General features: G+C 68.3%; 27 protein-coding genes. 7 read left to right on the top strand and 20 right to left on the bottom strand.

What is annotated here, in order from left to right:
• Window positions 1–57 precede the first annotated feature (57 nt).
• The 16 genes from AC07UK_RS31515 to AC07UK_RS31440 all read right to left on the bottom strand — a co-directional run bounded on the left by AC07UK_RS31515 (window position 58) and on the right by AC07UK_RS31440 (window position 11,801).
• Entirely contained in the window at window positions 58–552 is a 495-nt protein-coding gene (locus tag AC07UK_RS31515) for a TlpA family protein disulfide reductase (RefSeq protein ID WP_494687621.1), read from the bottom strand.
• A 5-nt stretch (window positions 553–557) separates the two neighbouring features.
• Window positions 558–1,220, bottom strand: a complete 663-nt coding sequence (gene soxX, locus AC07UK_RS31510) for a sulfur oxidation c-type cytochrome SoxX (protein WP_436222893.1) — start codon at window positions 1,218–1,220, stop codon at window positions 558–560.
• A gap of 19 nt (window positions 1,221–1,239) precedes the next feature.
• The gene (soxA, locus tag AC07UK_RS31505) at window positions 1,240–2,067 is read right to left on the bottom strand and encodes a sulfur oxidation c-type cytochrome SoxA (protein WP_436222894.1); all 828 of its coding nucleotides are present in this window, start codon (window positions 2,065–2,067) and stop codon (window positions 1,240–1,242) included.
• Between the two features lie 73 nt (window positions 2,068–2,140).
• Complete coding sequence (locus AC07UK_RS31500) at window positions 2,141–2,593, bottom strand: DsrE family protein (protein ID WP_436222895.1); 453 nt, start codon at window positions 2,591–2,593, stop codon at window positions 2,141–2,143.
• Between the two features lie 85 nt (window positions 2,594–2,678).
• Window positions 2,679–2,990 carry a thiosulfate oxidation carrier complex protein SoxZ gene (gene soxZ / locus AC07UK_RS31495; RefSeq protein ID WP_013958318.1) on the bottom strand — a complete coding sequence of 104 codons (312 nt, stop codon included), beginning with the start codon at window positions 2,988–2,990 and terminating at the stop codon, window positions 2,679–2,681.
• 46 nt (window positions 2,991–3,036) lie between these two features.
• The gene (gene soxY / locus AC07UK_RS31490; RefSeq protein WP_013958319.1) at window positions 3,037–3,492 is read right to left on the bottom strand and encodes a thiosulfate oxidation carrier protein SoxY; all 456 of its coding nucleotides are present in this window, start codon (window positions 3,490–3,492) and stop codon (window positions 3,037–3,039) included.
• Window positions 3,493–3,647: 155 nt separating this feature from the next.
• Window positions 3,648–3,974: a c-type cytochrome gene (locus AC07UK_RS31485; RefSeq protein ID WP_436222896.1), complete on the bottom strand. Its 327-nt coding sequence runs from the start codon at window positions 3,972–3,974 to the stop codon at window positions 3,648–3,650.
• A gap of 117 nt (window positions 3,975–4,091) precedes the next feature.
• Window positions 4,092–5,129 (bottom strand): c-type cytochrome, encoded by a 1,038-nt coding sequence (locus AC07UK_RS31480; RefSeq protein WP_494687622.1) that lies wholly within the window; start codon window positions 5,127–5,129, stop codon window positions 4,092–4,094.
• Entirely contained in the window at window positions 5,113–6,462 is a 1,350-nt protein-coding gene (gene soxC / locus AC07UK_RS31475; protein ID WP_494687623.1) for a sulfite dehydrogenase, read from the bottom strand. The genes AC07UK_RS31480 and soxC overlap by 17 nt, the downstream gene beginning before the upstream one ends.
• A 108-nt stretch (window positions 6,463–6,570) precedes the next feature.
• Window positions 6,571–6,990, bottom strand: coding sequence for an ArsR/SmtB family transcription factor (locus tag AC07UK_RS31470; RefSeq protein WP_494687624.1), 420 nt, complete (start codon window positions 6,988–6,990; stop codon window positions 6,571–6,573).
• A 47-nt stretch (window positions 6,991–7,037) separates the two neighbouring features.
• Window positions 7,038–7,928, bottom strand: a complete 891-nt coding sequence (locus AC07UK_RS31465) for an EamA family transporter (RefSeq protein ID WP_211980402.1) — start codon at window positions 7,926–7,928, stop codon at window positions 7,038–7,040.
• A 114-nt stretch (window positions 7,929–8,042) separates the two neighbouring features.
• Window positions 8,043–9,314 carry an FCSD flavin-binding domain-containing protein gene (locus AC07UK_RS31460; RefSeq protein ID WP_494687625.1) on the bottom strand — a complete coding sequence of 424 codons (1,272 nt, stop codon included), beginning with the start codon at window positions 9,312–9,314 and terminating at the stop codon, window positions 8,043–8,045.
• A 15-nt stretch (window positions 9,315–9,329) separates the two neighbouring features.
• Window positions 9,330–9,680, bottom strand: a complete 351-nt coding sequence (locus AC07UK_RS31455; protein WP_013958326.1) for a c-type cytochrome — start codon at window positions 9,678–9,680, stop codon at window positions 9,330–9,332.
• A gap of 167 nt (window positions 9,681–9,847) precedes the next feature.
• Complete coding sequence (locus AC07UK_RS31450; protein ID WP_013958327.1) at window positions 9,848–10,708, bottom strand: BON domain-containing protein; 861 nt, start codon at window positions 10,706–10,708, stop codon at window positions 9,848–9,850.
• A gap of 46 nt (window positions 10,709–10,754) precedes the next feature.
• A complete protein-coding gene (locus AC07UK_RS31445; protein ID WP_153954251.1) occupies window positions 10,755–11,342 on the bottom strand; it encodes a phosphoheptose isomerase in 588 nt (195 codons plus the stop codon).
• A gap of 63 nt (window positions 11,343–11,405) precedes the next feature.
• Window positions 11,406–11,801: a YraN family protein gene (locus tag AC07UK_RS31440; RefSeq protein WP_340530996.1), complete on the bottom strand. Its 396-nt coding sequence runs from the start codon at window positions 11,799–11,801 to the stop codon at window positions 11,406–11,408.
• A gap of 18 nt (window positions 11,802–11,819) precedes the next feature.
• On the opposite strand from AC07UK_RS31440, the gene rsmI reads away from it, so the two are divergent.
• Window positions 11,820–12,728 (top strand): 16S rRNA (cytidine(1402)-2'-O)-methyltransferase, encoded by a 909-nt coding sequence (rsmI, locus tag AC07UK_RS31435; protein ID WP_010812129.1) that lies wholly within the window; start codon window positions 11,820–11,822, stop codon window positions 12,726–12,728.
• Window positions 12,729–12,815: 87 nt separating this feature from the next.
• On the opposite strand, the gene AC07UK_RS31430 is transcribed toward rsmI, so the two are convergent.
• Window positions 12,816–13,583, bottom strand: coding sequence for a septal ring lytic transglycosylase RlpA family protein (locus tag AC07UK_RS31430; protein ID WP_436222903.1), 768 nt, complete (start codon window positions 13,581–13,583; stop codon window positions 12,816–12,818).
• Window positions 13,584–13,864: 281 nt separating this feature from the next.
• Here AC07UK_RS31430 and AC07UK_RS31425 point away from each other — a divergent pair, with 281 nt between their 5' ends.
• The 3 genes from AC07UK_RS31425 to AC07UK_RS31415 all read left to right on the top strand — a co-directional run bounded on the left by AC07UK_RS31425 (window position 13,865) and on the right by AC07UK_RS31415 (window position 15,611).
• Window positions 13,865–14,515 carry an MBL fold metallo-hydrolase gene (locus tag AC07UK_RS31425; RefSeq protein WP_494687626.1) on the top strand — a complete coding sequence of 217 codons (651 nt, stop codon included), beginning with the start codon at window positions 13,865–13,867 and terminating at the stop codon, window positions 14,513–14,515.
• Window positions 14,516–14,519: 4 nt separating this feature from the next.
• Complete coding sequence (locus tag AC07UK_RS31420; protein ID WP_494687627.1) at window positions 14,520–15,176, top strand: exonuclease; 657 nt, start codon at window positions 14,520–14,522, stop codon at window positions 15,174–15,176.
• Between the two features lie 207 nt (window positions 15,177–15,383).
• Window positions 15,384–15,611 (top strand): hypothetical protein, encoded by a 228-nt coding sequence (locus AC07UK_RS31415; protein WP_114131740.1) that lies wholly within the window; start codon window positions 15,384–15,386, stop codon window positions 15,609–15,611.
• 88 nt (window positions 15,612–15,699) lie between these two features.
• On the opposite strand, the gene arsC is transcribed toward AC07UK_RS31415, so the two are convergent.
• Window positions 15,700–16,059 carry an arsenate reductase (glutaredoxin) gene (arsC, locus tag AC07UK_RS31410; protein WP_035816098.1) on the bottom strand — a complete coding sequence of 120 codons (360 nt, stop codon included), beginning with the start codon at window positions 16,057–16,059 and terminating at the stop codon, window positions 15,700–15,702.
• A gap of 174 nt (window positions 16,060–16,233) precedes the next feature.
• Between arsC and AC07UK_RS31405 the strand changes: the two genes are divergently transcribed.
• From AC07UK_RS31405 to AC07UK_RS31395, 3 genes are read left to right on the top strand one after another with little or no spacing between them, the layout of a single operon-like run.
• Window positions 16,234–16,815 (top strand): GNAT family N-acetyltransferase, encoded by a 582-nt coding sequence (locus AC07UK_RS31405; RefSeq protein ID WP_494687628.1) that lies wholly within the window; start codon window positions 16,234–16,236, stop codon window positions 16,813–16,815.
• 53 nt (window positions 16,816–16,868) lie between these two features.
• Complete coding sequence (locus AC07UK_RS31400) at window positions 16,869–17,147, top strand: antitoxin of toxin-antitoxin stability system (RefSeq protein ID WP_494687629.1); 279 nt, start codon at window positions 16,869–16,871, stop codon at window positions 17,145–17,147.
• Window positions 17,144–17,416 carry a type II toxin-antitoxin system RelE/ParE family toxin gene (locus AC07UK_RS31395; RefSeq protein WP_456806828.1) on the top strand — a complete coding sequence of 91 codons (273 nt, stop codon included), beginning with the start codon at window positions 17,144–17,146 and terminating at the stop codon, window positions 17,414–17,416. The genes AC07UK_RS31400 and AC07UK_RS31395 overlap by 4 nt, the downstream gene beginning before the upstream one ends.
• A gap of 124 nt (window positions 17,417–17,540) precedes the next feature.
• Here AC07UK_RS31395 and AC07UK_RS31390 read toward each other — a convergent pair whose 3' ends face one another.
• Both AC07UK_RS31390 and AC07UK_RS31385 read right to left on the bottom strand, forming a co-directional pair.
• Window positions 17,541–18,809 (bottom strand): M20/M25/M40 family metallo-hydrolase, encoded by a 1,269-nt coding sequence (locus AC07UK_RS31390; RefSeq protein WP_013958336.1) that lies wholly within the window; start codon window positions 18,807–18,809, stop codon window positions 17,541–17,543.
• 59 nt (window positions 18,810–18,868) lie between these two features.
• The gene (locus AC07UK_RS31385) at window positions 18,869–20,125 is read right to left on the bottom strand and encodes an allantoate amidohydrolase (RefSeq protein ID WP_436222909.1); all 1,257 of its coding nucleotides are present in this window, start codon (window positions 20,123–20,125) and stop codon (window positions 18,869–18,871) included.
• Between the last annotated feature and the right edge of the window lie 401 nt (window positions 20,126–20,526).

Genomic DNA, 20,526 nt, shown 5'->3' with positions numbered 1-20,526 from the left:
CTTCCTAGAATTGACGGTGGCGGTCGGCCCGTGGCACAGGCGTCCGCCATCGCAAAACTATGGCCGCGCGTACCGCTCCAGCGCCGCCACGTCGTCTTCGAGCATTTCGCCCACTTCCTTCTGCACCACGCGGCCACGCGCGTCGATCACGTACAGCTCCGGTAGCCCCTTGCGCTTGCCGAACACGGCCTGCAGCGCGGGCGAATCCATCGTCGCCGGGAAGGTGTAGCCGCGCTTCTTCATGTAGTCGGCGGCCTCGCGCGGATCCTTGTCGATGCTGATGGTCAGCACCTGCAGCGGCGTGCCGCGCGTGCGTTCATGGAGCTTCTGCAGGCGCGGGTTCTGCATCGCGCAGAACGGGCACCACGAGGCCCAGTACTCGACCACCAGCGGCTTGCCGGCCAGCGCGGCGGCGCCGAGGGTGCGGCCGTCGAGCGTGCGCACGTCGGGCAGGCGCACGGTGTCGCCGACCTCCAGCGCTGCCGCGCCGGCTGCAGCGCCGGCCAGGCTGAAGGCCAGCAGCCAGCGCAGCAACACGGCAGGCGCGCGCATCGGCCTTACTGGTTGACCGGCGAGGCCGGGTCGAGCAGCAGCGCCATCACATCGCGGATCTGGGCCTCGGTCAGGATGCCCTTGTGGCCGAAGCGCGGCATGTTGGAGCAGGCGGCGTAGGCGCTGGAGTCCCAGATCTTGCCCCAGGTGTACTTGATGACCTCCTGCGAGTTGCCGCGCAGCTTGCCGTACTGGTACAGCGACGGGCCGATATTGCCGAACGAGATCTCGGCCTTGGTCATCTGGTGGCAGGCATAGCAGTTGCCGCCGTTGGTGCCGCCGACCTGGTCGGTGAACTGCATGCCGCGGCCGTTCTGGGCGACCTTTTCGCCTTCCTTCCAGTCGCCCAGCCATTTGTCTTCGGCGGGGTATTTCACCTGCTTGAGCTCGGCGGCTTCGATCTTCTTGGCAAGCTTCGCCGGCACCTTGGTGCGGTCCGGGTACTGGCTGCAGGCCTGCTGCATGCCGTCCTGGTTCAGCACGCCCTCGACCGTGACCGGGCCGCGCGACGAGAACGAATCCTCGATCAGGTGCTTCATGTCTGCGCCGCTGACGGCGGCGGGCTTGCCCTTGGGCGCGCGGGCCTTGGTGCTGTCCTGCGCGTGGGCGCCGGTTGCCAGCAGGGTGGCCAGGGCCGCGATGGCCAGTGCCTGGTGTTGTGTTTGCATGTTGTCTCTCCCGTACTGGTCAGCGCTTCATCGCCGGGCCGTCGTAGGTCCCGCCGTTGGCGTTTTTCGCCAGGAACATGGTCAGCGCGGTGATCACGTCCGAGCCATAGGCGGGTTCGGGAAAGCGCTGCTGGCGCAGGCAGTCGTACAGGCGGTGCTGCATGGTGCGGACCTCGCCCTGCGAGACGCGGTAGGCGGGCCAGGTGGTGTAGGCCGCCTGCGCGCCCTTGTCGGTCAGCAGGTTGGGCAGGTCCTGCAGGCGGATGCGCTGGCCGTCCACCGCATGGCAGGTGGCGCAGGCAAAGTCATAGGCGCCGCCGCGGTAGAAGAACATCTTCTCGCCCAGCGCATAGGTGCGCTTTTCTTCGGGATGGCTGAGCTGCACGTTCATCTTCACGCCGCGCGACTCGCCGGTCAGGTAGGCCACCAGGCGCTCGATCTCGGACGGCTTGCCCGACGACGAGAACGGGTTCTTCATTGCCTCTTCCTTGCTCAGCCCCTGCAGCGTCATGCGGCAGTAAGCCAGCCGCTGCTCCAGGTCCATTACCTTGCTGGTGTCCTTGAAGTAGCGCGGCAGCTCGGCGTAGGCGCCCTTGGTCACGCCCGGGCCCTTGCCCAGGTCGCACTGTTCCAGCGAGGCGTTCTTCGGGCCGGCCGGCTTCTTCCACAACTCTTCGCCGGCGGCTTCCCACAGTTCGGCGGGATTGCCTTCGGCCAGCATCTGGCGGTACTTGGCGATTTCTTCGGCGGTGCTGCCCTGCGCATGCACGGCGGCGGCAGAGGCCACTGCGGCGGTGGCCGCCGCGGCCAGCGCGGCGCGCCGGGCCAGGCTTCGGATGGTGTTCATGGGGCTTCTCCTCGCGGCCTCGCACCGTGGCGGGCCGTTCTCTCTCTTGTTGCCGGAAGCTACGCCGCCCGGCTCAGGGCTTGATATAGGCGTAGCCTTCTTCGGCCTGCAGGCGCGCAATCTCGACCACGCCGGCCGGTACCACCTTGGCTTCCATCAACAGGCTCGATTCCGGGATCTTGCGCGCCGTCAGCGTATTGCGGCACACGCGGAACTCCACCCCGGCCGAGGCCAGCGCGCCCACCGGGCCGTCAAAGGTGTTGCCGCGCGCATCCTTGGCGCCTTCGACCAGGAAATCGATGCCGTAGCCGAACGCCACCACCACGATCTTCGTTCCCGGCGCGCCGTTCAGGTGGTTGCGCAGGTTGCCCATCGCGCGCACCGCCTGGTCGATGCCTTCGGACAGCTGGTACACCACCTTCACGCGCCCGCCCTTGCCAGCAGCCGGGGCAGCCTGCGCCGCCGCCCTGGCGCTCAGGCCGATGGCGGCCAGTGCCGCCGATGCTCGAATAAATGCTCGCCGCATGTTGTTCCTTCCCGCCGGGCCAGTCCCGGCATCCGTCCCGAACCTTAGCAGACGACGGCGTGGCCTGCCGGCCGCGGAACGGCTGTCAGGCGATGGTCGCTTCGTCGGTGCGCTTGTCGCCCTTGTTGTCGATCCAGGTCACGGCGACCTTGTCGCCCTTGGCGCCGCCCTTGAACTTGAAGTTCAGGAACGGGTCCTTCGACACCGCCGGTCCGAACTGGGCGCGGAACACTTCCTTGCCCTTGCACTGGGCGGTCACGGACTGGATATGCCAGGCCGGCACGACCTTGCCGGACGCGTCCTTGCGCTGGCCGGTTTCCATGTCGTGCTTCATCAGAATCTTGACGTCAACCACGCCGCCGTTTTCGGTGGCGCGTACGCGCATCGGGTCTGCCATGTGTTTCTCCTGTTGCAGTTTGGGAATCTCGATCCGGGGCGCGGCGTCAGCCGCCGCAGCCGCCCAGCGTGACCTTGATTTCCTTCGATGCCACGTACCACTTGCCGCCGGCCTTGACCGCGGCATGCACGACCGAGGTCTGGCCCATCTTCACGCGCGTGGAGACGAACGGCTCGGTGCCGGCCGGGATGACGAAGTCGGCGGCCAGCGTGTTGGGGTTCTTTTCCACCAGGATCGCGATCTGCTCGGTGTCCGGGATGGTGCTGGTCACGGCCACCGGCACCACGGCGCCGTTCTCGGCGATATCGGGGGCGGTGAAGGTGATGGCGGTGCTTTTCTCGGTGCCGCTGCCGCCAAGCGCCTTGATCACGTCGGCAACGCTCTTGCCGTCAAAGGCGTTCTTGTTCCACTCGGCCGCCTGCGCTTCGCTGATCAGGCCGGTGGCGGCCATCAGCGACAGGACAGCGGTGACCCGCAGCACTTCTCGTCGTTTGGAATTCATTCATTGTTCTCCGGCTACTCCGTTCCAGTCGGTCGATGACCGCTTCGGGGATCTTCATGCGGCCGGTACATGGCCGGCCGCTGGTCTGTCCTGGCCGCGCGGCATTCACCGCCCGGCCTGGTGCATCGGCGGACTGCCCGCCTGGTCGGTAAGGCTTACTTGGCGGGGGCGCCAGCCAGCACCCACTCGACCACGGTCTTCAGGTCGGCGTCGCTGACCGCCGCATTGGCGGGCATCGGCACCGGGCCCCAGACGCCCGAGCCACCGCTCTTGACCTTCTTGGTCAGGGTCGCGAGGGCGTTCTTGTCGCCCTTGTACTTGGCGGCCACTTCCTTGTAGGAAGGACCGACCAGCTTCTTGTCGACCTGGTGGCAACCCATGCAGGCGTTCTTGTTGGCGATCTCCTGTGCCTTGGCGGCATCGACCGCGTGGGCCGATGCGGCGGCGCCGAACATCAGCGCTGCGATGACAAACTGCTTCATTGTTAAGCTCTCCAAACTCTGTAAAGCCGTGGGGACGGCAAAGGCCGCTGGGTCGTACTGCAATGGCTTCGCGGCACACACTGGCCCCCGCCTGGGGGCACTGCGGTGGCCAGTCCGCTATTTTGCCTCAAGAATCCAGCCCACCATGGCCTGCACATCCGAATCCGGGATCTGCGGCTGCGGCGGCATCGGCACGCTGCCCCATGCGCCCTGCCCGCCCGCCTTGACCTTGCGCGCCAGCGCGGCATGCGCGTCCTGGCCCTTGTACTTGCCGGCGATGTCGGCAAAGGACGGCCCCACCAGCTTGCGGTCGATTGCGTGGCAGGCCATGCACTGGTACTGGCCGGTGAGGCGCGCGCCCGGCGTGGCCGGCTCCGCAGACGCTGATGCAGCACTTTTCGATGCTGCACTGCCCGCGGCCACGCCGCGCACCGGGCCGAAGGCCCGCTGCTGCTGCGCCAGTTCGCCATGGGCATCGCGGGCATAGTCCGGTATCGACGAGGCAATCACCACCTTGCCGGCGCAGTCCTGCATGCAGGCCGTATTGCGCGTGTCCGGCCGGCCGCGCCCCGGCCACAGGCCGTGGCCGGTGGTCATGCCGTCACGGTTGGGCATGCGCCGCTGGACCTCGGCGATATTGGCGTCAGACAGCGTGAAGTCGGCCGGGACGATCTCGCCCAGGTGCAGCATATAGGCGGTGACGGCGTAGACGTCGCTCACGCTCAGGCTCTTGGGCGCGTTCCACGGCATGGCGCGGTGGATGTAGTCCCACAGCGTGCTGACGGTGCTGACCTTCATCAGCGTGGTGCGGTACGGCTGGTTGCCGGTCATTCCGGCCACGCGGCCGCGCCTGATGTCCTCGGCGGTGGTGCCGCCAACCAGCGGCGAGAACACCTCGTTGGATTCGCCGAAGTCGCCGTGGCACGACGCGCACTTGCCGTCCCAGACCTTCTGCCCCTGCGCCACCGTGCCGCTGCCCCTGGGCAGGCCCTGGAAGTCCGGGCGCACGTCGATGTCCCACGCGGCGACTTCGGCGGGCGTCGCGGTGCGGCCAAGCGCCGCGCGCGCGTCGGCCGTGCCTGCACAGGCCGGGGCGGCGCTGACGGCTGCCAGCACCAGGGCAGCGGCGGTCCTGAACTCAGCCCACATGGACATTGGACACCTCGCCGCCTGCTGCCACCTGCCAGCTCTGGATCGCGTTGTTATGGTAGATCGAGCGCGTGCCGCGCACCGCGCGCAGCTGCCCCAGCTTCGGCTGCACGTAGCCGGTGTCGTCGATGGCGCGGCTTTGCAGGATGGCGGGGCCGCCGTCCCAGACCCAGTCCAGGTTGAAGCGCGTCAGGCACTTGGACAGCACCGGCGCCTCCAGGCGCGCGGTGCGCCAGTTGCGCCCGCCGTCGGTCGAGACATCGACACGCCTGATGCGCCCGCGCCCCGACCACGCCAGCCCGCTGATGTTGTAGAAGCCCTTGCCCACCAGCTGCTGCCCGCCCGAAGGCGTGGTGATGACCGACTTGCACTCCTGGATCGAGGTGTACTGGCGCAGCTTGCCGTCCGGCATCATGTCCACATAGTGGATGGTCTCGTCCTTGGCGTTCCAGGGCTGGTCGCCCAGCTCCAGCCGGCGCAGCCACTTGACCCAGGACACCCCCTGCACGCCCGGCACCACCAGCCGCAGCGGATATCCGTTCTCGGGGCGCAGCATTTCGCCGTTCATGCCCCAGGCGACGATGATCTCGTCAGCCAGCTCCATCGGGATGGTGCGCGTCATCGACGAGCCATCGCCGCCTTCGGCCAGCAGGTAGCGGCCGCGGCGCAGGTCGGCGCCGGCATCGTCCAGCAGCACCCGCAGCGGCACGCCAGTGAACTCGCAGCACGACAGCATGCCGTGGGTGTACTGGACCGTGGGCACGGCCGCATTGCCCCATTCCATGCCGGTATTGGCGCCGCATTCGATGAAATGCATGCGCGACACCGCCGGCAGGCGCATCAGATCGTCCATGGTGTAGACGCGCGGCGTGCGCACCAGGCCGTTGAGCATCAGGCGGTGACGGGCCGGGTCGATATCGTGCCAGCCCTGGTGGTGGCGCTCGAAATGCAGGCCGTTGGGCGTGATGATGCCGAAGAAGCCCTGCAGCGGCGCGAAGGCCACCGAAGCGGCAGAGACACGCGTCAGGCCCGGCGACTCGCGCCGCACCAGGTTTTTCTCATGCACGGAGGGTTGCCCGTACGGGCGTGCCGCCACCGGCTGGCCGAGCGAGGTGGCCCAGGGCTGCGGCTGCAGGATGGCGGGATCGCCGTCGGCCGCCAGCGCCTGGCGGCCCGCCGTGGCGGCGGCAATCCCCGCGGCCGCGCCCAGGAAGCTCTTGCGCAGGAAGTCGCGCCGCGGCGCGTCCAGGCCATGCCGGCCGATGTCCTGCTGCAGCGATGCGCTGACGAAGTGCTCGGGCGCGGGCACGATACGCCCGGGCCGGTTCCGTTCCTGCAATTCAGTCTCCTCCGGCGCGCTCGCCACGGTCCTATGGACCGGTCGGCGTGCCTGTTATCGGGCCGCTGCAACGGGTGCCGCAGCGATCCGTTTGCCGGAAGAGCTGAGCTAGCCAGCGGTGCGCCGCTTGCGCGCCGGAGCTTCGGGTGCCGGCTGTGCCATGAAGCGGTCGACCACGCCGGAGGACAAGGCGCTGTCCTCCAGCCGGCTCGCCACCTGCACGCAGACCGTGCGGCACAGCTCGATCACGCTTTCGTCCGCAATGGCGTAGAACACCAGGTTCGCTTCCTTGCGGCGCGACAGCACGCCCGAGCGGTACATCGCGTTGAGATGCCGCGACACATTGGTCTGCGACGAACCCACCGTCTCGACCACCGTGCTGACCGGCTTCTCGCCATCGCACAAGGCGTGCAGGATCTTCAGCCGCGTCGGCTCCGCCAACAGGCTGAAGTAGCCCGATACCTTTTCGAATACGCGATCCAGCTCTTCCATGCCATTCAATATATTCGTATATGCGTGAATGCGCATATAGTGTTTACCCACTGATGCGGCACAGCATAGCCGCTTCGGGAGGATCAGCGGCGCGCCAGCGCCCTGCCCGCCCACAGGCGCTGGCCGAACACGTTGAGCAGCAGCCCGGCCATCACCACCGCCGCGCCCGCCCACTGCGCGCCGGACAGGTCCTCGCCCAGCAGCACATGCGCCGACACCAGCCCCACCACCGGCACCAGCAGCGTCAGCGGCGCCACCTGGCTGGCCGGGTAGCGCGTCAGCAGCCGGCCCCACATGGTGTAGCCGAACACCGTCGCCGCAAAGGCCAGGTAAGCCACGGCGAACACGGCCATGCCCGACACATGGGTGACGCTCTGCATGATGCGCGCCGGGCCCTCGACCCACAGCGACAGCAGTGCGAACGGTACGATCGGGATCAGCGCGCCCCAGATCACCAGCCCCAGCAGGTCAACCGGGCCGATCTTCTTGCTGACGATATTGCCGCTGGCCCAGCAGAACGCCGCGCACAGCGTCAGCACGAAGCCCGCCACGCTCATGCCGCCGGCGCTGCCGGCACCGGCCCCGATCAGGGCCAGCCCGCCCGCCGCCACCGCCATGCCCGCAATGTTGTGCCAGCGCACCGGCTCGCCCAGCCACAGCGCCGCAATGGCCAGCGTGAAGAAGGCCTGCGACTGCAGCACCAGCGAGGCCAGTCCGGCCGGCATGCCGACCGCCATGGCGTAGAACAGGAAGGCGAACTGGCCCAGGCTGATGGTGACGCCGTAGGCCAGCAGCAGCCGCCACGGCACGCGCGGGCGCGGCACGAAGAAGATCGCCGGGAACGCCACCAGCAGGAAGCGCAGCGCACCCAGCAGCATCGGCGGCATGCCCGCCAGGCCAACCTTGATGACGACGAAGTTGACGCCCCAGACGCAGACAATGGCGAGGGCGAGGAGACGGTCTCTGGCTTGCATGAGGGGGCTGGGGTGCGGCCCGGCGCAGTGCCGGACAAAACCCATAGGGTAGCAGCCCGCGGCCTTCGGGGCATGGCTCGCGCCTGCCGCGCGGCAGGGCGAGCGGTCCTGCCCCTACCCCAGCATCTCCGCCCAGATGCCCTTTGCCCACGCCAGCGCGTAGTCGCCTTCGAGCTGGTTCGGCGCCTCCGACAGCCCGCCCGATCCCGGCACCGTGATCATGGTCTTCTGCGCCGCGTCATAGCGGTGCACGCTGGCCACGTGCACCGCCTCGCGGTCGGAGGTGAAGCTGTAGCAGGTGTTGTTGTAGAGCGGCTGCGGGTCGGGTGCCCGGCCCGACAGCAGCGCGACCATGGCCGCGGCGGCGACCTTGCCGTGCTGGTTGGCCATATGGCCCGACTTGGGCATCAGCGGTGCAATCTGGATGGCATCGCCGATCACGTGGATATTGGCCGCGGCGCGCGACTCGAAGGTGACGAAGTCCACCTCGCACCACTTGCCATTGGCCGTGGCCAGCCCCGCCGACACCGCGATCGCGCCGGCGCGCTGGGGCGGCAGCACGTTGAGCACATCGACACGCTCGTCGTCCTGCACCTCGAACTTGAGCGTGCGCGTGGCGGGGTCCACATCCACCGCGTTGAACTGCGGCCGGTATTCCACCAGGCCGGGGTACTGCGACGCCCACACCTTGCGGAACAGCCCGGCCTTGGAGGTGATATCGGGGTTGGCATCGAGGATCAGCACCTTGCTGCGCGGCTTGTGCTGCCTGAAGTAGTACGCCACCTGGCAGGCGCGCTCGTACGGTCCCGGCGGGCAGCGGTACGGCGCCAGCGGGATGCTGATGGCATAGGTGCCGCCGTCCGGCATGGCCTCCAGCTGGCGGCGCAGCGCCACGGTCTGCGGACCGGCCTTCCAGGCGTGCAGGACCTGGTCGCCGCCGGGCTGCTTCAGCCCGGGCAGCGCATCGCTCATCATCTCGACGCCCGGCGACAGCAGCAGGCGGTCGTACGGCAGCGTGGAGCCGCCCGCTAGGCGCACGGTCCGCCGGGCCGGGTCGATGGCCACGGCGGTATCGCGCACCAGCCGCACGCCGTGGCGGCGCACCAGCGCGTCGTACGGCAAGGTCAGGTCGGCCAGCTGCCGGCTGCCGCCGAGCACCAGGTTCGACAGCGGGCAGGAGACAAAGGCCGGATTGGGTTCGACCAGCGTGACCTCGATCGCCTGCCCGCTCCACTCGCGCAGGTAGCGGGCAGCGGTGGCGCCGCCGTAGCCGCCACCTACCACCACCACCCTGGCCGGCGCCGCGGCGCGTGCCGCCCCGACCCCGACCCCGACCGAACCCAGTACTGCGGCGCCCGCGGCGCCCAGGAAGCTTCGTCTTTGCATGGTAGTCCCCCGCTGTCAGCGCACCGCGGCGAACCACGCCGTGATGGCCGCGATCTGGTCGTCGCTGTAGCCCTTGGCAATCTGGTGCATCACCGTGGCCGGCCGCGTGCCGGCCTTGAAGGCCTGCATCTGCGCGGCCAGTTCCGCCTGCGGGCGGCCGGCCAGCGGCGGGATCGTGCTGCCCGCCGGCGCGCGCCCGGCGGGGCCATGGCAGCTGGTGCAGGCAGCGGCCTGGCTGCGCGCACGCAGCGCGGCATCGGTAGCAGGGGCAGCGCTGTCTGCCGGCAGCGCCGGCCGGGCGCCGCACAGCGCCGCGGCCAGCAGCGCCAGCCGCAGCAATACAGCGGGCCGGGGGAAGATTGTCATGGTCTCGCTCCGTGTAGGGGCCGGCGCTGGACTCCGCGGGGGGCGGCCGGCGTGGCAACCGTAGCACATCGGGCGGGGCGGTGTGCGGTGAAAACCGCAGAAGGACAAACGGCGTCCGCATGAGCGGACGCCGTCGAGATCGGCCCCGGAAGCTGGACCGGGCGCGCTCAGGGCAGGTTGCGGCCCGGCGGCAGTGTCACCGGCGAAGTCACCGGTGCGGCGACCGGGCTGGTGGTCGCCGCCGTGCCAGCGGCGGCACCGGCCGGCGCATCGACCGGACCGCCCACGCCCGGCACCGACTGCACCGGCGCCGGCGTGCCGACATTGCCGTCGAACGACGGGTTCTGCGAGGTGGAAGCCGCGTCCAGGCGCGCGCGCTCGGTGTCGTTGACGTAGTCGAAGGCCTTGACCACCTTGGTCACGCCCGAGGCATTGCGCGCCACGTCGGTGGCGCGGTCGCCCTCGGCCGCGGTCACCACGCCCAGCAGGTAGACCACGCTCTTCTCGGTGGTGATCTTGATCGAGTTGGACGGCACGCCCTCGGCGGTCATCATCAGCGTCTTGACCTTGCTGGTCAGGTAGGCGTCCTGGCTCTGGGTCATGAAGCCGGGCGAGTTGACGATCTCAAGCTCGTTGATCACCACGCGCGCATTGGGCAGGCCGCGCACGTACTGTTCGATCTGCTGCTTGACGTTGTCGTTGCTGGCCTCGCCGGTCAGCAGCACCTTGCGGTTGAACACGGTCACGTTGACGCGAGCCTGGCCGCTGTAGCGCGAGTTGATGGTGCTCTCGGCCTCGAGCTGCAGGCCGCGGTCCACGGTCTGGGTGGCGGCCGGGCGGCGGTCGGTGGCCATGGCCACGCCGGTCCCCATGGCGCCGGCGATCACGGGGAAGCAGCCGGCGAGCTGGGTGGCGCAGACCAGCACGGCCGCCGCGGCCAGGCTGGCGCGGCCAAGGCCGGCGGTGCGGGAAGGATGGCGCGCGCCGGCGCCGTTCCGGGGGGCTTGCGTAGTGGGCAGGTTCGTCATGCGGTCCTTGCTGTGGCTGGATGTTGGGAATGGGAGGAAGGCAGGATCAGGCTTCCCCGAGCAGTGCCTCGTCGATGCCGTCGCACAGGCAATGCAGGGTCAGCAGGTGCACTTCCTGGATGCGCGCGGTGCGCTCGCTCGGCACGCACAGGTGGATATCGAATTCATCGAGCAGGCCGGCAATGGTGCCGCCGCCCTTGCCGGTCAGCGCAATCACGGCCATCTCGCGCTGCCGCGCGGCTTCGATGGCGGCGATCACGTTGGCCGAATTGCCCGAGGTGGAAAGCGCCAGCAGGATGTCGCCGGGCTGGCCCAACGCCTCGACCTGCTTGGAAAACACCTTGCTGAAGTCATAGTCGTTGCCGATCGCGGTCAGGATCGAGCTGTCTGTGGTCAGTGCGATCGCGGCCAGGCCCGGGCGCTCGCGCTCGAAGCGCCCGACCAGTTCGGCGGCAAAGTGCTGCGCATCGGCTGCGGAGCCGCCGTTGCCGCAGGCCAAAATCTTGTTGCCGCTGGTCAGCGCGCCGACCATGCGTTCCACGGCGGCGTCGATATAAGGGGCCATCACCGCCGCAGCCTGTCGCTTGGTCTCGGCGCTGTCTAGAAACTGTTGCTGGATACTGTCGATACTCATGGCTCTGGGGGCCTTGTTGTTGCCATTGCGATCCGCGGATCGTACCTCAGGGTCTGCCGCGCATTATGAACCAGCCCCGGCGGCATCCTGGTCAAAGGCATGCTGCAGCCAGTCCAGCCGGCCGGGTTCCAGGGCCACCACGTCGAAGCGGCACGGCGGCACCTGCGCCAGCGTGGCCAGGTAATGCGCGGCCGCCAGCAGCACGCGGCGCTGCTTGGCCGGCGTGACGCTGGCGGCGGCGCCGCCGAAGCCCCGGCCGCTGCGCTGGCGCACCTCAACGAACACCAGCGTGCCGTCCGGCGCCCGCATGACCAGGTCGATCTCGCCGCCTTTGCAGCGATAATTGCGAACCACGGGCTCCAGGCCCTGGCGCCGCAGGTGTGCCAGGGCCCGGTCCTCCGCCTGCGCACCGCGTAGCTGTGTGGTTTGCAACTGCGTCGTGGATTTGAATGATCGCATCAACGGAAGTTCTCAAGCATGAGTGACTGGATCTCCCTGGCGGCCAGCCAGTCCTACCCGGCCGGCACCCTTTATGTCGTGGCCACGCCCATCGGCAACGTCGCCGACTTGTCGCTGCGCGCGCTGCATGTGCTCGGCCTGGCCGACGCCGTGGCCTGCGAAGACACCCGCAATACCGGCCAGCTGCTGTCGCGCGTGGGCCTGCAGCGGCCGCTGGTGGCCGTGCACGAGCACAACGAGCGCGAGGCCGCGGGCCGCATCGCGGCGCGCCTGGCGGCCGGCGAGCGCATCGCCTATGTCTCGGATGCCGGTACGCCGGGCATCTCCGACCCGGGTGCGCGCCTGGTCGAGGCGGTGCGCGCCGCCGGCCATCCGGTGGTGCCGCTGCCCGGGCCCAGTGCCGCGGTGGCCGCGCTGTCGGTGGCGGGCGACATGCTCGATGCCGGCGAGGGCCGCTTCACCTTTGTCGGCTTCCTGCCCAGCAAGCCCAAGGCGCGCACCGAGGCCATCGCCCGGCTGGCGGCGCTGGACCACGCCTGGGTCTGTTACGAGGCGCCGCACCGCATTGCCGACACGCTGGCCGCGCTGGCCGCGGGCCTGCCAGGCGAGCGCCGGCTGCTGGTCGGGCGTGAACTGACCAAGCTGTTCGAGGACATCGCGGTGCTGCCAGTGGCGCAGGCGCCGGCCTGGCTGGCCGCCGACCCGAACCGGGCCAAGGGGGAATTCGTGCTGGTGGTGGAAGGCGCTGGCGCCGCAACGGCCGCCGACGGCTTGCCGGATGCCGAAGCCCAGCGCGTGCTGGCGCTGCTGCTGGCGGAACTGCCGGCCAAGCGCGCCGCCAAGCTCGCGGCCGCCATCACCGGCGCCGGCACCGATGCGCTCTACCAGCTGGCGCTGGCACAGCGCGCGGGTCAGGCAGAGGACTGACGCGGCCCGCGCGTGGTCCCGGGATTGGGGGGAGGAAGGTAAAGCGGAGGTGTCAGCGCGCGGCGGCATGCGGCGGCGCTGCCCTGGTCAGCGCCGTGTGCGCTTGACGGTCTTGCCGCTGGCCCTGGTCGACTTGCGCGCCTTGGCGGGCGCCAGCGAATTGGCCAGTTCCGGCACGGATACGTCGTCGTCGCCGCTGCCGTCGCCGGCCTCGGTGCCGCCGGCATCGACCTGCGGACCCAGCGCGGCCACTTCGGTGCGCGTCAGGCGGCGGATTTCAACGTTGGTGGCGCCGCGGTCGACGAAGCCGAGGCGGCGTGCGGCGCCGAAGGACACGTCCAGTACGCGGTTGCCGTGGTACGGCCCGCGGTCATTGATGCGCAGCACTGCTACCTTGTTATTGCGCAGGTTGCGCACCAGCACCCAGCTGTCGAGCGGCAGCGAAGGATGGGCGGCGGTCATGGCGCGCATGTCGAAACGTTCGCCGTTGGCGGTCTTGCGGCCGTGGAAGCCCTTGCCGTACCAGGACGCGACGCCGCGCTGCTCGAACGTGCCGATGTCGGCGCGCAGGCCTTCCAGCGAGCTGCCGCTGCGGCCTTCGTCCGCGTCATAGCCGAACAGGTTCCAGCTGCCGCTGTCCGAGGCACGCGCGGACTTGTCGGCGTCGGTGCGATCGATTCTGCCGGCCTTGCCGTTCTTTGCCGCGCGCGTGGGTACAGCGCCAGCGTTGTCGTTGCTTGCGTTGTTGCCTTCAGGGGGCGTGGCACAGGCGGCCAGCACCACGGCGCATGCGGTGCATGCGCCGAGCTTGGCAAGCCGTTGCCAGCGCTTGGCGAGAGCGGAGATCCGTAACATGGGCGGCAGTCTAACATTGACTCTTTACGACTATCTCTTTCAATTTGTTACGAAGTCTGTGCGATTTCGCACCATCGTGGCCTATCTGCCCGGAATCCCGCTTGTGGCAAGGGATTTCCGCCCGAGACAGGGCTTTTGCGCGGGTAACGCATAATGCACGCGGCTTGCATCGGGGGCGGTGAATCGCCGCCCGGCGCTACAATGCTGGGCACCGCCCGCCGTCCGTGCGGGCCAGTCCGTGGCGCCCGGCCAGAAGGCGCCCGGCGCACAAGAAATCGTCCATGAAAGCCCTGCTCATTCCCGTCACGCCCTTCCAGCAAAACTGTTCGCTGCTGATCGATGAAAGCACCGGCCGCGCCGCGGTCTGCGATCCCGGCGGCGACCTGGATCGCATCTGCGCGGCGGTCAAGGAGCAAGGCGTCACGCTGGAAAAGATCTTCCTGACGCATGGCCATGTCGATCACTGCGCCGGCGCCGCGGCGCTCGCGCGCGAGCTAGGCATCCCGATCGAAGGCCCGCAGCAGGACGAGCGCTTCTGGATCGAGCAGCTGCCCGAGCAGACGCGCCGCTTCGGCTTCGGCCAGGCCGAGAGCTTCGAGCCAGACCGCTGGCTGGAGAACGGCGACACCGTGCAGTTCGGCAACGAGACGCTGGAGGTCTACCACTGTCCCGGCCACACGCCCGGCCACGTGGTGTTCTTCTCGCGCGCCAACCGGCTGGCGGTGGTGGGCGACGTGCTGTTCGCCGGCTCGATCGGCCGCACCGACTTTCCGCGCGGCAACCACGCCGACCTGATCCGCTCGATCCGCACGCGGCTGTGGCCGCTGGGCGATGACGTGACCTTCATCCCCGGCCACGGCCCGGTCTCGACCTTCGGCGAAGAGCGTCGCAACAACCCCTACGTGGCTGACCATCTGATCGACGTGGGCTGACGCCATGGCCAAGCGACAGGCGCCCGACACCCGCCCGGAGATCTACGTCAGCACCGACGTGGAGGCCGACGGCCCGATCCCGGGCCCGCATTCGATGCTGTCGTTCGCGTCCGCGGCGATGCTGGCGGACAAGACCGTGGTGGGCACGTTTTCCGCCAACCTCGAGACCCTGCCCGGCGCCGCCGGCCACCCGGTGCAGATGCAGTGGTGGCAGACCCAGCCCGAGGCCTGGAGCGCCTGCCGGCGCGACCTGCAGCGGCCCGAGGACGCCATGGTCCGCTATGTCGAATGGGTCGAGAGCCTGCCCGGCAAGCCGGTCTTCGTGGCCTTCCCGGCCGGCTTCGATTTCACCTGGATGTTCTGGTACATGATGCGGTTCGCCGGGCGCTCGCCCTTTGGCTGGGCCGCCCTCGACATCAAGACGCTGGGCTTTGCGCTGACCGGGCGCCCCTATCGCAAGACCGTCAAGGCGGCCTTCCCGGCCGCCTGGATGGATCCGCTGCCGCACACCCATGTGGCGCTGGATGATGCGCTTGAACAGGGTGCGCTGTTCTGCAACATGCTGGCTACGCTGCGTGAGCGCGAGGCCGCTCTGGCCAACGTGGTGCCCGACGCGGCAGCGGATGCTAGCGAGCCCTCACCTTCGCCCGGGCATCCCTGAACCGGTTGCTGCGCCGCGGCAGCCCCGGCGGCACGCCCCTTGCAGGCTTGCGTACGCATCTGACGCCAGCGCGCCTATAGTAGAAGCGGATATGGCGTACCGGGCGAAACGAGCCACAGACTATCCGGCGCACTTGCGCAGCCACGCCATATGCCGTTTGAGCTATGTTGCCCGGATCGCGCGGCGCCTGCCGAGGAGGTGTCGATCATGCGTTTTCATACCGACCTGCACTTGAAAGACCTGGCCGGCCGGATCCATTGGCCGCATGCCACGCGGGGCGCCACGCCCATTACCCATCGCCACACCTCGGATGAGGACGCCGAAGTCGCCAAGGCCACGCTATACGTCAGCACGGTGACGCTGGTGGTGCTGCTGGTCGTGCTTGCGGCCATCGCTTTCGGTCAGGAGGCCATGCACTGGCTGGGTGTTCATTAGACGACCCGCCTGAAGCTGTTTGCCTCAAGCACCGGCCGGCCCCCACAACGTGGGGGCCGGTTTTATTTGGGGCCGTGCATTGGCTGGCTCAGGCCAGCAGCGGCGCCACGTTCTCGGGCGGCCGGCCGATCGCGGCGCGGCGGTTGCGCACCACCACCGGGCGCTGCAGCAGGATCGGGTTGTCTGCCACGGCCGCCAGCAGCTCGGCCTCGGTCAGGCCGGGATCGGCCAGGCCCAGCTCGGCATACGGCGCTTCGTTGTCGCGCAGCATCTCGCGCACCGGCACGCCCAGCATGGTGTGCAACTGGCGCAGCGTGGCCAGCGACGGCGGCTCTTTGAGGTATTCCACGATTTCCACCGGTTCGCCCAGCCGCTCGCTGGCGGCCTGGACCAGGGCGAGCGTTTCGCGCGACTTGGAGCAGCGGGGGTTGTGGTAGATGGTGATCATGGCAGGGTCCTTTCTTGTCGTTGCCGTGCCCCGCCCCGGGGCGTTGGCACTAATGCGGTGCAAATCAATCCGCACTATATACAAGACACCGGCCCTCGCGCAGCATCAGGCTGGTGCATGTGCCCGGCACGCATCCTGCGTTGCCCCAAGTCCTTGCATAGGGCGCCATTCCCGATGACTTCCACCACCCTTTCCACCACGACGCCGTCCGCCGGCACGCGCAAACCCTTCACCCTGCGCGACGCCACGCCCGCCGACGTTCCCGCCATCCACGCCATCTACGCGCACCACGTGCTGCACGGCCGCGCCTCGTTCGAGGAAGCGCCGCCGAGCCTGGACGAGATGCAGCAGCGTTTTGCCGACGTGCAGCGCAAGGGCCTGCCCTACCTGGTCGCCGTGCGCGACGGCGAGGTGCTGGGCTATGCCTATGCCTCGTCCTACCGCGCGCGCAGCGCCTACCGCTTTGCCATCGAGGACTCGATCTATATCGATTACCGCCGCGTCGGCGAGGGCCTGGGCCAGGCCCTGCTGGCCGAACTGGTCGCCCGCTGCGAGACCGGGCCCTGGCGCCAGATGGTCGCCGTGATCGCCTGCACCGCAGGCGGCGAAGGCACGGGTTCGCTGGCCGTGCATGAACGGTTGGGCTTCCGCACTGTCGGCCGGCTGGAGGCGGTGGGGTTCAAGCACGGGCAGTGGATCGATACGGTGCTGATGCAGCGGGTGCTGGGGGCGGGGGCGACGACGCTGCCGGAGTAGGCGGAATCGGCCGCGGCAAGTTCAGACGTGTCCCATAGGCACGCGGGGGCCCTGTGTCGGAAGAGACCACGTTCATTCTCACGCTGAACCCGCAATTGCGTGATGCATTCATGGCCGAGGCCGCGGCTGAAGGCCTTACCACCTCGCAGGTTGCTGAGGCGCTGGTGCGCGAGTATCTGGCGCGGCGCCAGCAAGCCCGCGACGACGAGGTCCTTTTCCAGCAGATGGTTGAGGAAGGCAGGGCTTCGATGCGTGCCGGCATCGGCATTCCAAACGAGCAGGTGGAAACCGAGTCCGCCGAGTGGTGTGCCGCGATATTGCGGAAAGCTTGAGGCTCATTTGGACGCCACAGGCACTGCAACAACGTACAGCGATCCGGAGCTTCATCGCACAGCATGATCCGGTTGCCGCTGTCCGGATGGAAAAGCGGTTCAATGAGGCGGCTGCGCGGCTGCAGAAATTCCCTGAACTTGGAACGGCAGGCCGCTCGCCGAGCGCTCGTGAATTCGTGGCGCACGAGCACTACCGACTGATTTACGAACTCAACGAAGGAGTGATCTGGATTGTGGGGATCGCGCACACATCGCGGCGCCCTTCCTAGGGTGCAACGTGCCGTTGGCAACCAGCACAACAGATCGAGAACATAAAAGCAAAGCGCCACGGGGTTTCCGTGGCGCTTTTGTATTGGCCAACCGCCTATTGGCGGTCCGGCTCAATGAAATGACTTACTTCATCAGATCCGACAGCGCCAGCGCCACCACCTTGGTCGCGCGGTTCAGGTCGTTCAGGCGCAGGTTCTCGTCCGAGTTATGGCCGCGGGCTTCCATCAGCGTGCGCGGGCCGGCGCCGTACAGCACGGTCGGGATGCCGCGCTTGGTGTAGTGACGGGCGTCGGTGTAGAGCGGCACGCCTTGCACCGGGATCTCCACGCCGAACACGGACTCGGCACGGCTCTTCAGGGCGCCGATCAGCTTTTCCACGCCCGGAAGTTCCGACAGCGGCTCGGCCAGGATGATGCGCTCGACCTTCACTTCGATGCCCGGACGGTCCTTGGCGGCCTTTTCCACCACGGCGCGGATCTCGCCTTCGGCGTCGAAGCCGATTTCCTCGGGAATCATGCGGCGGTCGACGCGGAAGGTCACCAGGTCAGGCACCACGTTGGTGTTGATGCCGCCCTTGATCAGGCCCACGTTCAGCGTGGCGGTGTCGATGCCCGGCACCTTGGACTTGCGCGTGGCCAGCTCGGCACGCAGGCCGTAGATGGCTTGCAGGATGTGGGTGGCGGCTTCGATCGCGTCCACGCCGGTGTGCGGCATGGCGGCGTGGCCCTGCTTGCCCTTGACCGTCACTTCGACGTGCAGGCAGCCGTTGTGCGACGAGGTGATGCCATACGAGAAGCCGGCCGAGATGGCGTAGTCGGCCTTGCTCAGGTTGTTGTCGAGCAGGAACTTGGGACCGATGTCGCCGCCGGTTTCCTCGTCATAGGTGAACTGCAGCTCGACCGCGCCGTTGATCGTGGCGCCCTGCTTCTCGGCTTCCATCAGCGCCAGCACGGCGTAGGTGTAGGTGGCGAAATCCGACTTGGACACCGCCACGCCGCGGCCGTACATGACCGGGCCGTGCTCGCTGTCGGCCACTTCGCCGCCGTACGGGTCCTTGGTCCAGCCCAGGCCCGGGGGCACCACGTCGCCGTGGGCGTTCATGGCGATGGTCGGGCCGCCCGTGCCGAACTGCTTGCGCACGACCAGGTTGGTGGCGCTGATCATGCCGGCTGCCTTCACCAGCTCGTCCGGCACCTTGTGCGCCTCCACCGTGAAGCCCAGGCCCTCCAGCAGTTCCTTGGCGCGCTTGCCATGGGCGTCGCAGTCGCCTGCGGGGTTGTCCGAGGGAACCTTGACCAGTTCGGCCAGGAAGGCTTCCTGTTCCGGACGGTGCTGGTCGATGAATTGCGTCAGCGTGGTTTCAGTGGGGTTCATATTGTCTCGTGCGGTCATGACTTGTTCTCTTAACTACGGAGGAGGGTTCGGGTGGGTTCCGGGGAGTCTGCGCTGGCTTACTGCGGCAGGCGGAAGTGCTCGACGAAATCGCTGAACACGCGCGCGGACAGGGCTGCATCCTCGGCGGTCATGGTTTCGGTGGGATGGTGGCTGATGCCGCCGTTGCCGCAGCGCACAAACAGCATGGCAACGTCGGCGATGGCGGCAATGGCCATGGCGTCGTGGCCGGCGCCCGACGGCAGATGGCGCACCGGCACGCCCTGGCGGGCAATCGCGGCGGCCCATTGCTCTTGCAGCCACGGGGCACACGGCACGCTCTTCGCCTCGTGGGTCTTGCGCACTTGCGCGCGCACGTTGCGGCGCGCGCACACACGCTCGATCTCGGCCAGCACGTCGTTGGCGGCGGCCTCGCGCTCGGCATCAATGCCCGAGCGGATGTCGATGGAGAACACCGCATGGCCGGGCACCACGTTGGTGGCGCCGTTGGGCACGTTGAACTGGCCGACCGTGCCGACCAGGCCCGGCTTGCCGCCGCAGCGCTTCTCGATATACAGGCCGATCTCGGCCCCGGCCATGGCGGCGTCGCGGCGCATGTCCATCGGCACCGTGCCGGCGTGTCCGGCCAGGCCTTCGAGTTCGACGATAAAGCGGGTGGCGCCGGAGATGGCGGTCACCACGCCCACCGGCAGGTTTTCATTGAGCAGCACCGGACCTTGTTCGATATGGACTTCGATAAAGGCCGCGACCTGGCTGCTGTCATGCCTGGCGGCGGGCAAGGCAGCGGGGTCGAAACCGGCCTCGCGCATCACCTGGCGCATGGTCTTGCCGCTGTCGTCGACATTGTCCAGCACGTTGTTGTCGAAGGTGCCGGCGATGGCGCGGCTGCCCAGCAGCGTGGCCTTGAAGCGCACGCCCTCTTCCTCGGCAAAGCCGACCACCTCGATCGCAAACGGGAAGCGCTTGCCCTGGCGGTTCCATTCGGCCACGCACGCGGTCGGCAGGATCACGCCGAGGTTGCCGTCATAGCGGCCGCCGTCGCGCACGGTGTCGAAGTGCGAACCGGTCAGCAGCGCTGGCGCGTCGGGCGTGGTGCCCTCATAGCGGCCGATCACGTTGCCGGCGGCGTCGCGCCGCACCGTCATGCCGGCCTGCTGCATCCATTCGGTCAGCTGCGCGGCGGCGCCGTGGTGGGCCTCGGTCAGGTAGGTTCGGGTGAGCATGCCGGGCTGCTCGGTGTGGACGGCCAGGGCGTCGGCCCAGGCCATGATGCGCGTGCCAGTCTCTGCGGCGGACGGCGACGGATTTGCTGCCATGCGTTGTCTCCTGCTGGAAGTGCGTGAACGCCGCGGCGGGTGGTCCGGCAAGGCCTGCCGGTGTCTGCCGCAAGGCCTGCCGGCGCGGGCGGGGCGCCCGGGCCGAAGCTCTATTCTGTGCGATTCATGGTAGCACAGTGAATTCAAAAATTGCATACAAAAATGATATGCACTATATTCGCTTCCACGTTCAGACAATTTGCCGCGGACAATCCGGTCCGGTCAGGCGATTGCGTGGATTCCGCCTCAACAGGGGGGCTATCCGCGAGGTGGCGCGCTCCCGACCCGGAAGCCCCGCACGGAACGTAAGGCCGGCAGCCACCCGCCAGTAGAGCAGTACGGGGCCGCCGGTGATTCCTGGATCAGATGGGCCAGCCAGCACCAGCCAATGCACAGGCGCC

The sequence above is a fragment of the Cupriavidus sp. GW821-FHT07C08 genome (assembly GCF_059419025.1).
The sequence above is the reverse complement of the archived record's forward strand: the minus strand, read 5'-3'. Positions and strand labels throughout refer to the sequence as shown.

Excerpts from the sequence above, each read along its gene's own strand:
- AC07UK_RS31515 (WP_494687621.1), bottom strand. The coding sequence starts at position 552 with ATGCGCGCGCCTGCCGTGTTGCTGCGCTGGCTGCTGGCCTTCAGCCTG.
- soxX (WP_436222893.1), bottom strand. The coding sequence starts at position 1,220 with ATGCAAACACAACACCAGGCACTGGCCATCGCGGCCCTGGCCACCCTG.
- soxA (WP_436222894.1), bottom strand. The coding sequence starts at position 2,067 with ATGAACACCATCCGAAGCCTGGCCCGGCGCGCCGCGCTGGCCGCGGCG.
- AC07UK_RS31500 (WP_436222895.1), bottom strand. The coding sequence starts at position 2,593 with ATGCGGCGAGCATTTATTCGAGCATCGGCGGCACTGGCCGCCATCGGC.
- soxZ (WP_013958318.1), bottom strand. The coding sequence starts at position 2,990 with ATGGCAGACCCGATGCGCGTACGCGCCACCGAAAACGGCGGCGTGGTT.
- soxY (WP_013958319.1), bottom strand. The coding sequence starts at position 3,492 with ATGAATTCCAAACGACGAGAAGTGCTGCGGGTCACCGCTGTCCTGTCG.
- AC07UK_RS31485 (WP_436222896.1), bottom strand. The coding sequence starts at position 3,974 with ATGAAGCAGTTTGTCATCGCAGCGCTGATGTTCGGCGCCGCCGCATCG.
- AC07UK_RS31480 (WP_494687622.1), bottom strand. The coding sequence starts at position 5,129 with ATGTCCATGTGGGCTGAGTTCAGGACCGCCGCTGCCCTGGTGCTGGCA.
- AC07UK_RS31470 (WP_494687624.1), bottom strand. The coding sequence starts at position 6,990 with ATGCGCATTCACGCATATACGAATATATTGAATGGCATGGAAGAGCTG.
- AC07UK_RS31465 (WP_211980402.1), bottom strand. The coding sequence starts at position 7,928 with ATGCAAGCCAGAGACCGTCTCCTCGCCCTCGCCATTGTCTGCGTCTGG.
- AC07UK_RS31460 (WP_494687625.1), bottom strand. The coding sequence starts at position 9,314 with ATGCAAAGACGAAGCTTCCTGGGCGCCGCGGGCGCCGCAGTACTGGGT.
- AC07UK_RS31455 (WP_013958326.1), bottom strand. The coding sequence starts at position 9,680 with ATGACAATCTTCCCCCGGCCCGCTGTATTGCTGCGGCTGGCGCTGCTG.
- AC07UK_RS31450 (WP_013958327.1), bottom strand. The coding sequence starts at position 10,708 with ATGACGAACCTGCCCACTACGCAAGCCCCCCGGAACGGCGCCGGCGCG.
- AC07UK_RS31445 (WP_153954251.1), bottom strand. The coding sequence starts at position 11,342 with ATGAGTATCGACAGTATCCAGCAACAGTTTCTAGACAGCGCCGAGACC.
- AC07UK_RS31440 (WP_340530996.1), bottom strand. The coding sequence starts at position 11,801 with ATGCGATCATTCAAATCCACGACGCAGTTGCAAACCACACAGCTACGC.
- rsmI (WP_010812129.1), top strand. The coding sequence starts at position 11,820 with ATGAGTGACTGGATCTCCCTGGCGGCCAGCCAGTCCTACCCGGCCGGC.
- AC07UK_RS31430 (WP_436222903.1), bottom strand. The coding sequence starts at position 13,583 with ATGTTACGGATCTCCGCTCTCGCCAAGCGCTGGCAACGGCTTGCCAAG.
- AC07UK_RS31425 (WP_494687626.1), top strand. The coding sequence starts at position 13,865 with ATGAAAGCCCTGCTCATTCCCGTCACGCCCTTCCAGCAAAACTGTTCG.
- AC07UK_RS31420 (WP_494687627.1), top strand. The coding sequence starts at position 14,520 with ATGGCCAAGCGACAGGCGCCCGACACCCGCCCGGAGATCTACGTCAGC.
- AC07UK_RS31415 (WP_114131740.1), top strand. The coding sequence starts at position 15,384 with ATGCGTTTTCATACCGACCTGCACTTGAAAGACCTGGCCGGCCGGATC.
- arsC (WP_035816098.1), bottom strand. The coding sequence starts at position 16,059 with ATGATCACCATCTACCACAACCCCCGCTGCTCCAAGTCGCGCGAAACG.
- AC07UK_RS31405 (WP_494687628.1), top strand. The coding sequence starts at position 16,234 with ATGACTTCCACCACCCTTTCCACCACGACGCCGTCCGCCGGCACGCGC.
- AC07UK_RS31390 (WP_013958336.1), bottom strand. The coding sequence starts at position 18,809 with ATGACCGCACGAGACAATATGAACCCCACTGAAACCACGCTGACGCAA.
- AC07UK_RS31385 (WP_436222909.1), bottom strand. The coding sequence starts at position 20,125 with ATGGCAGCAAATCCGTCGCCGTCCGCCGCAGAGACTGGCACGCGCATC.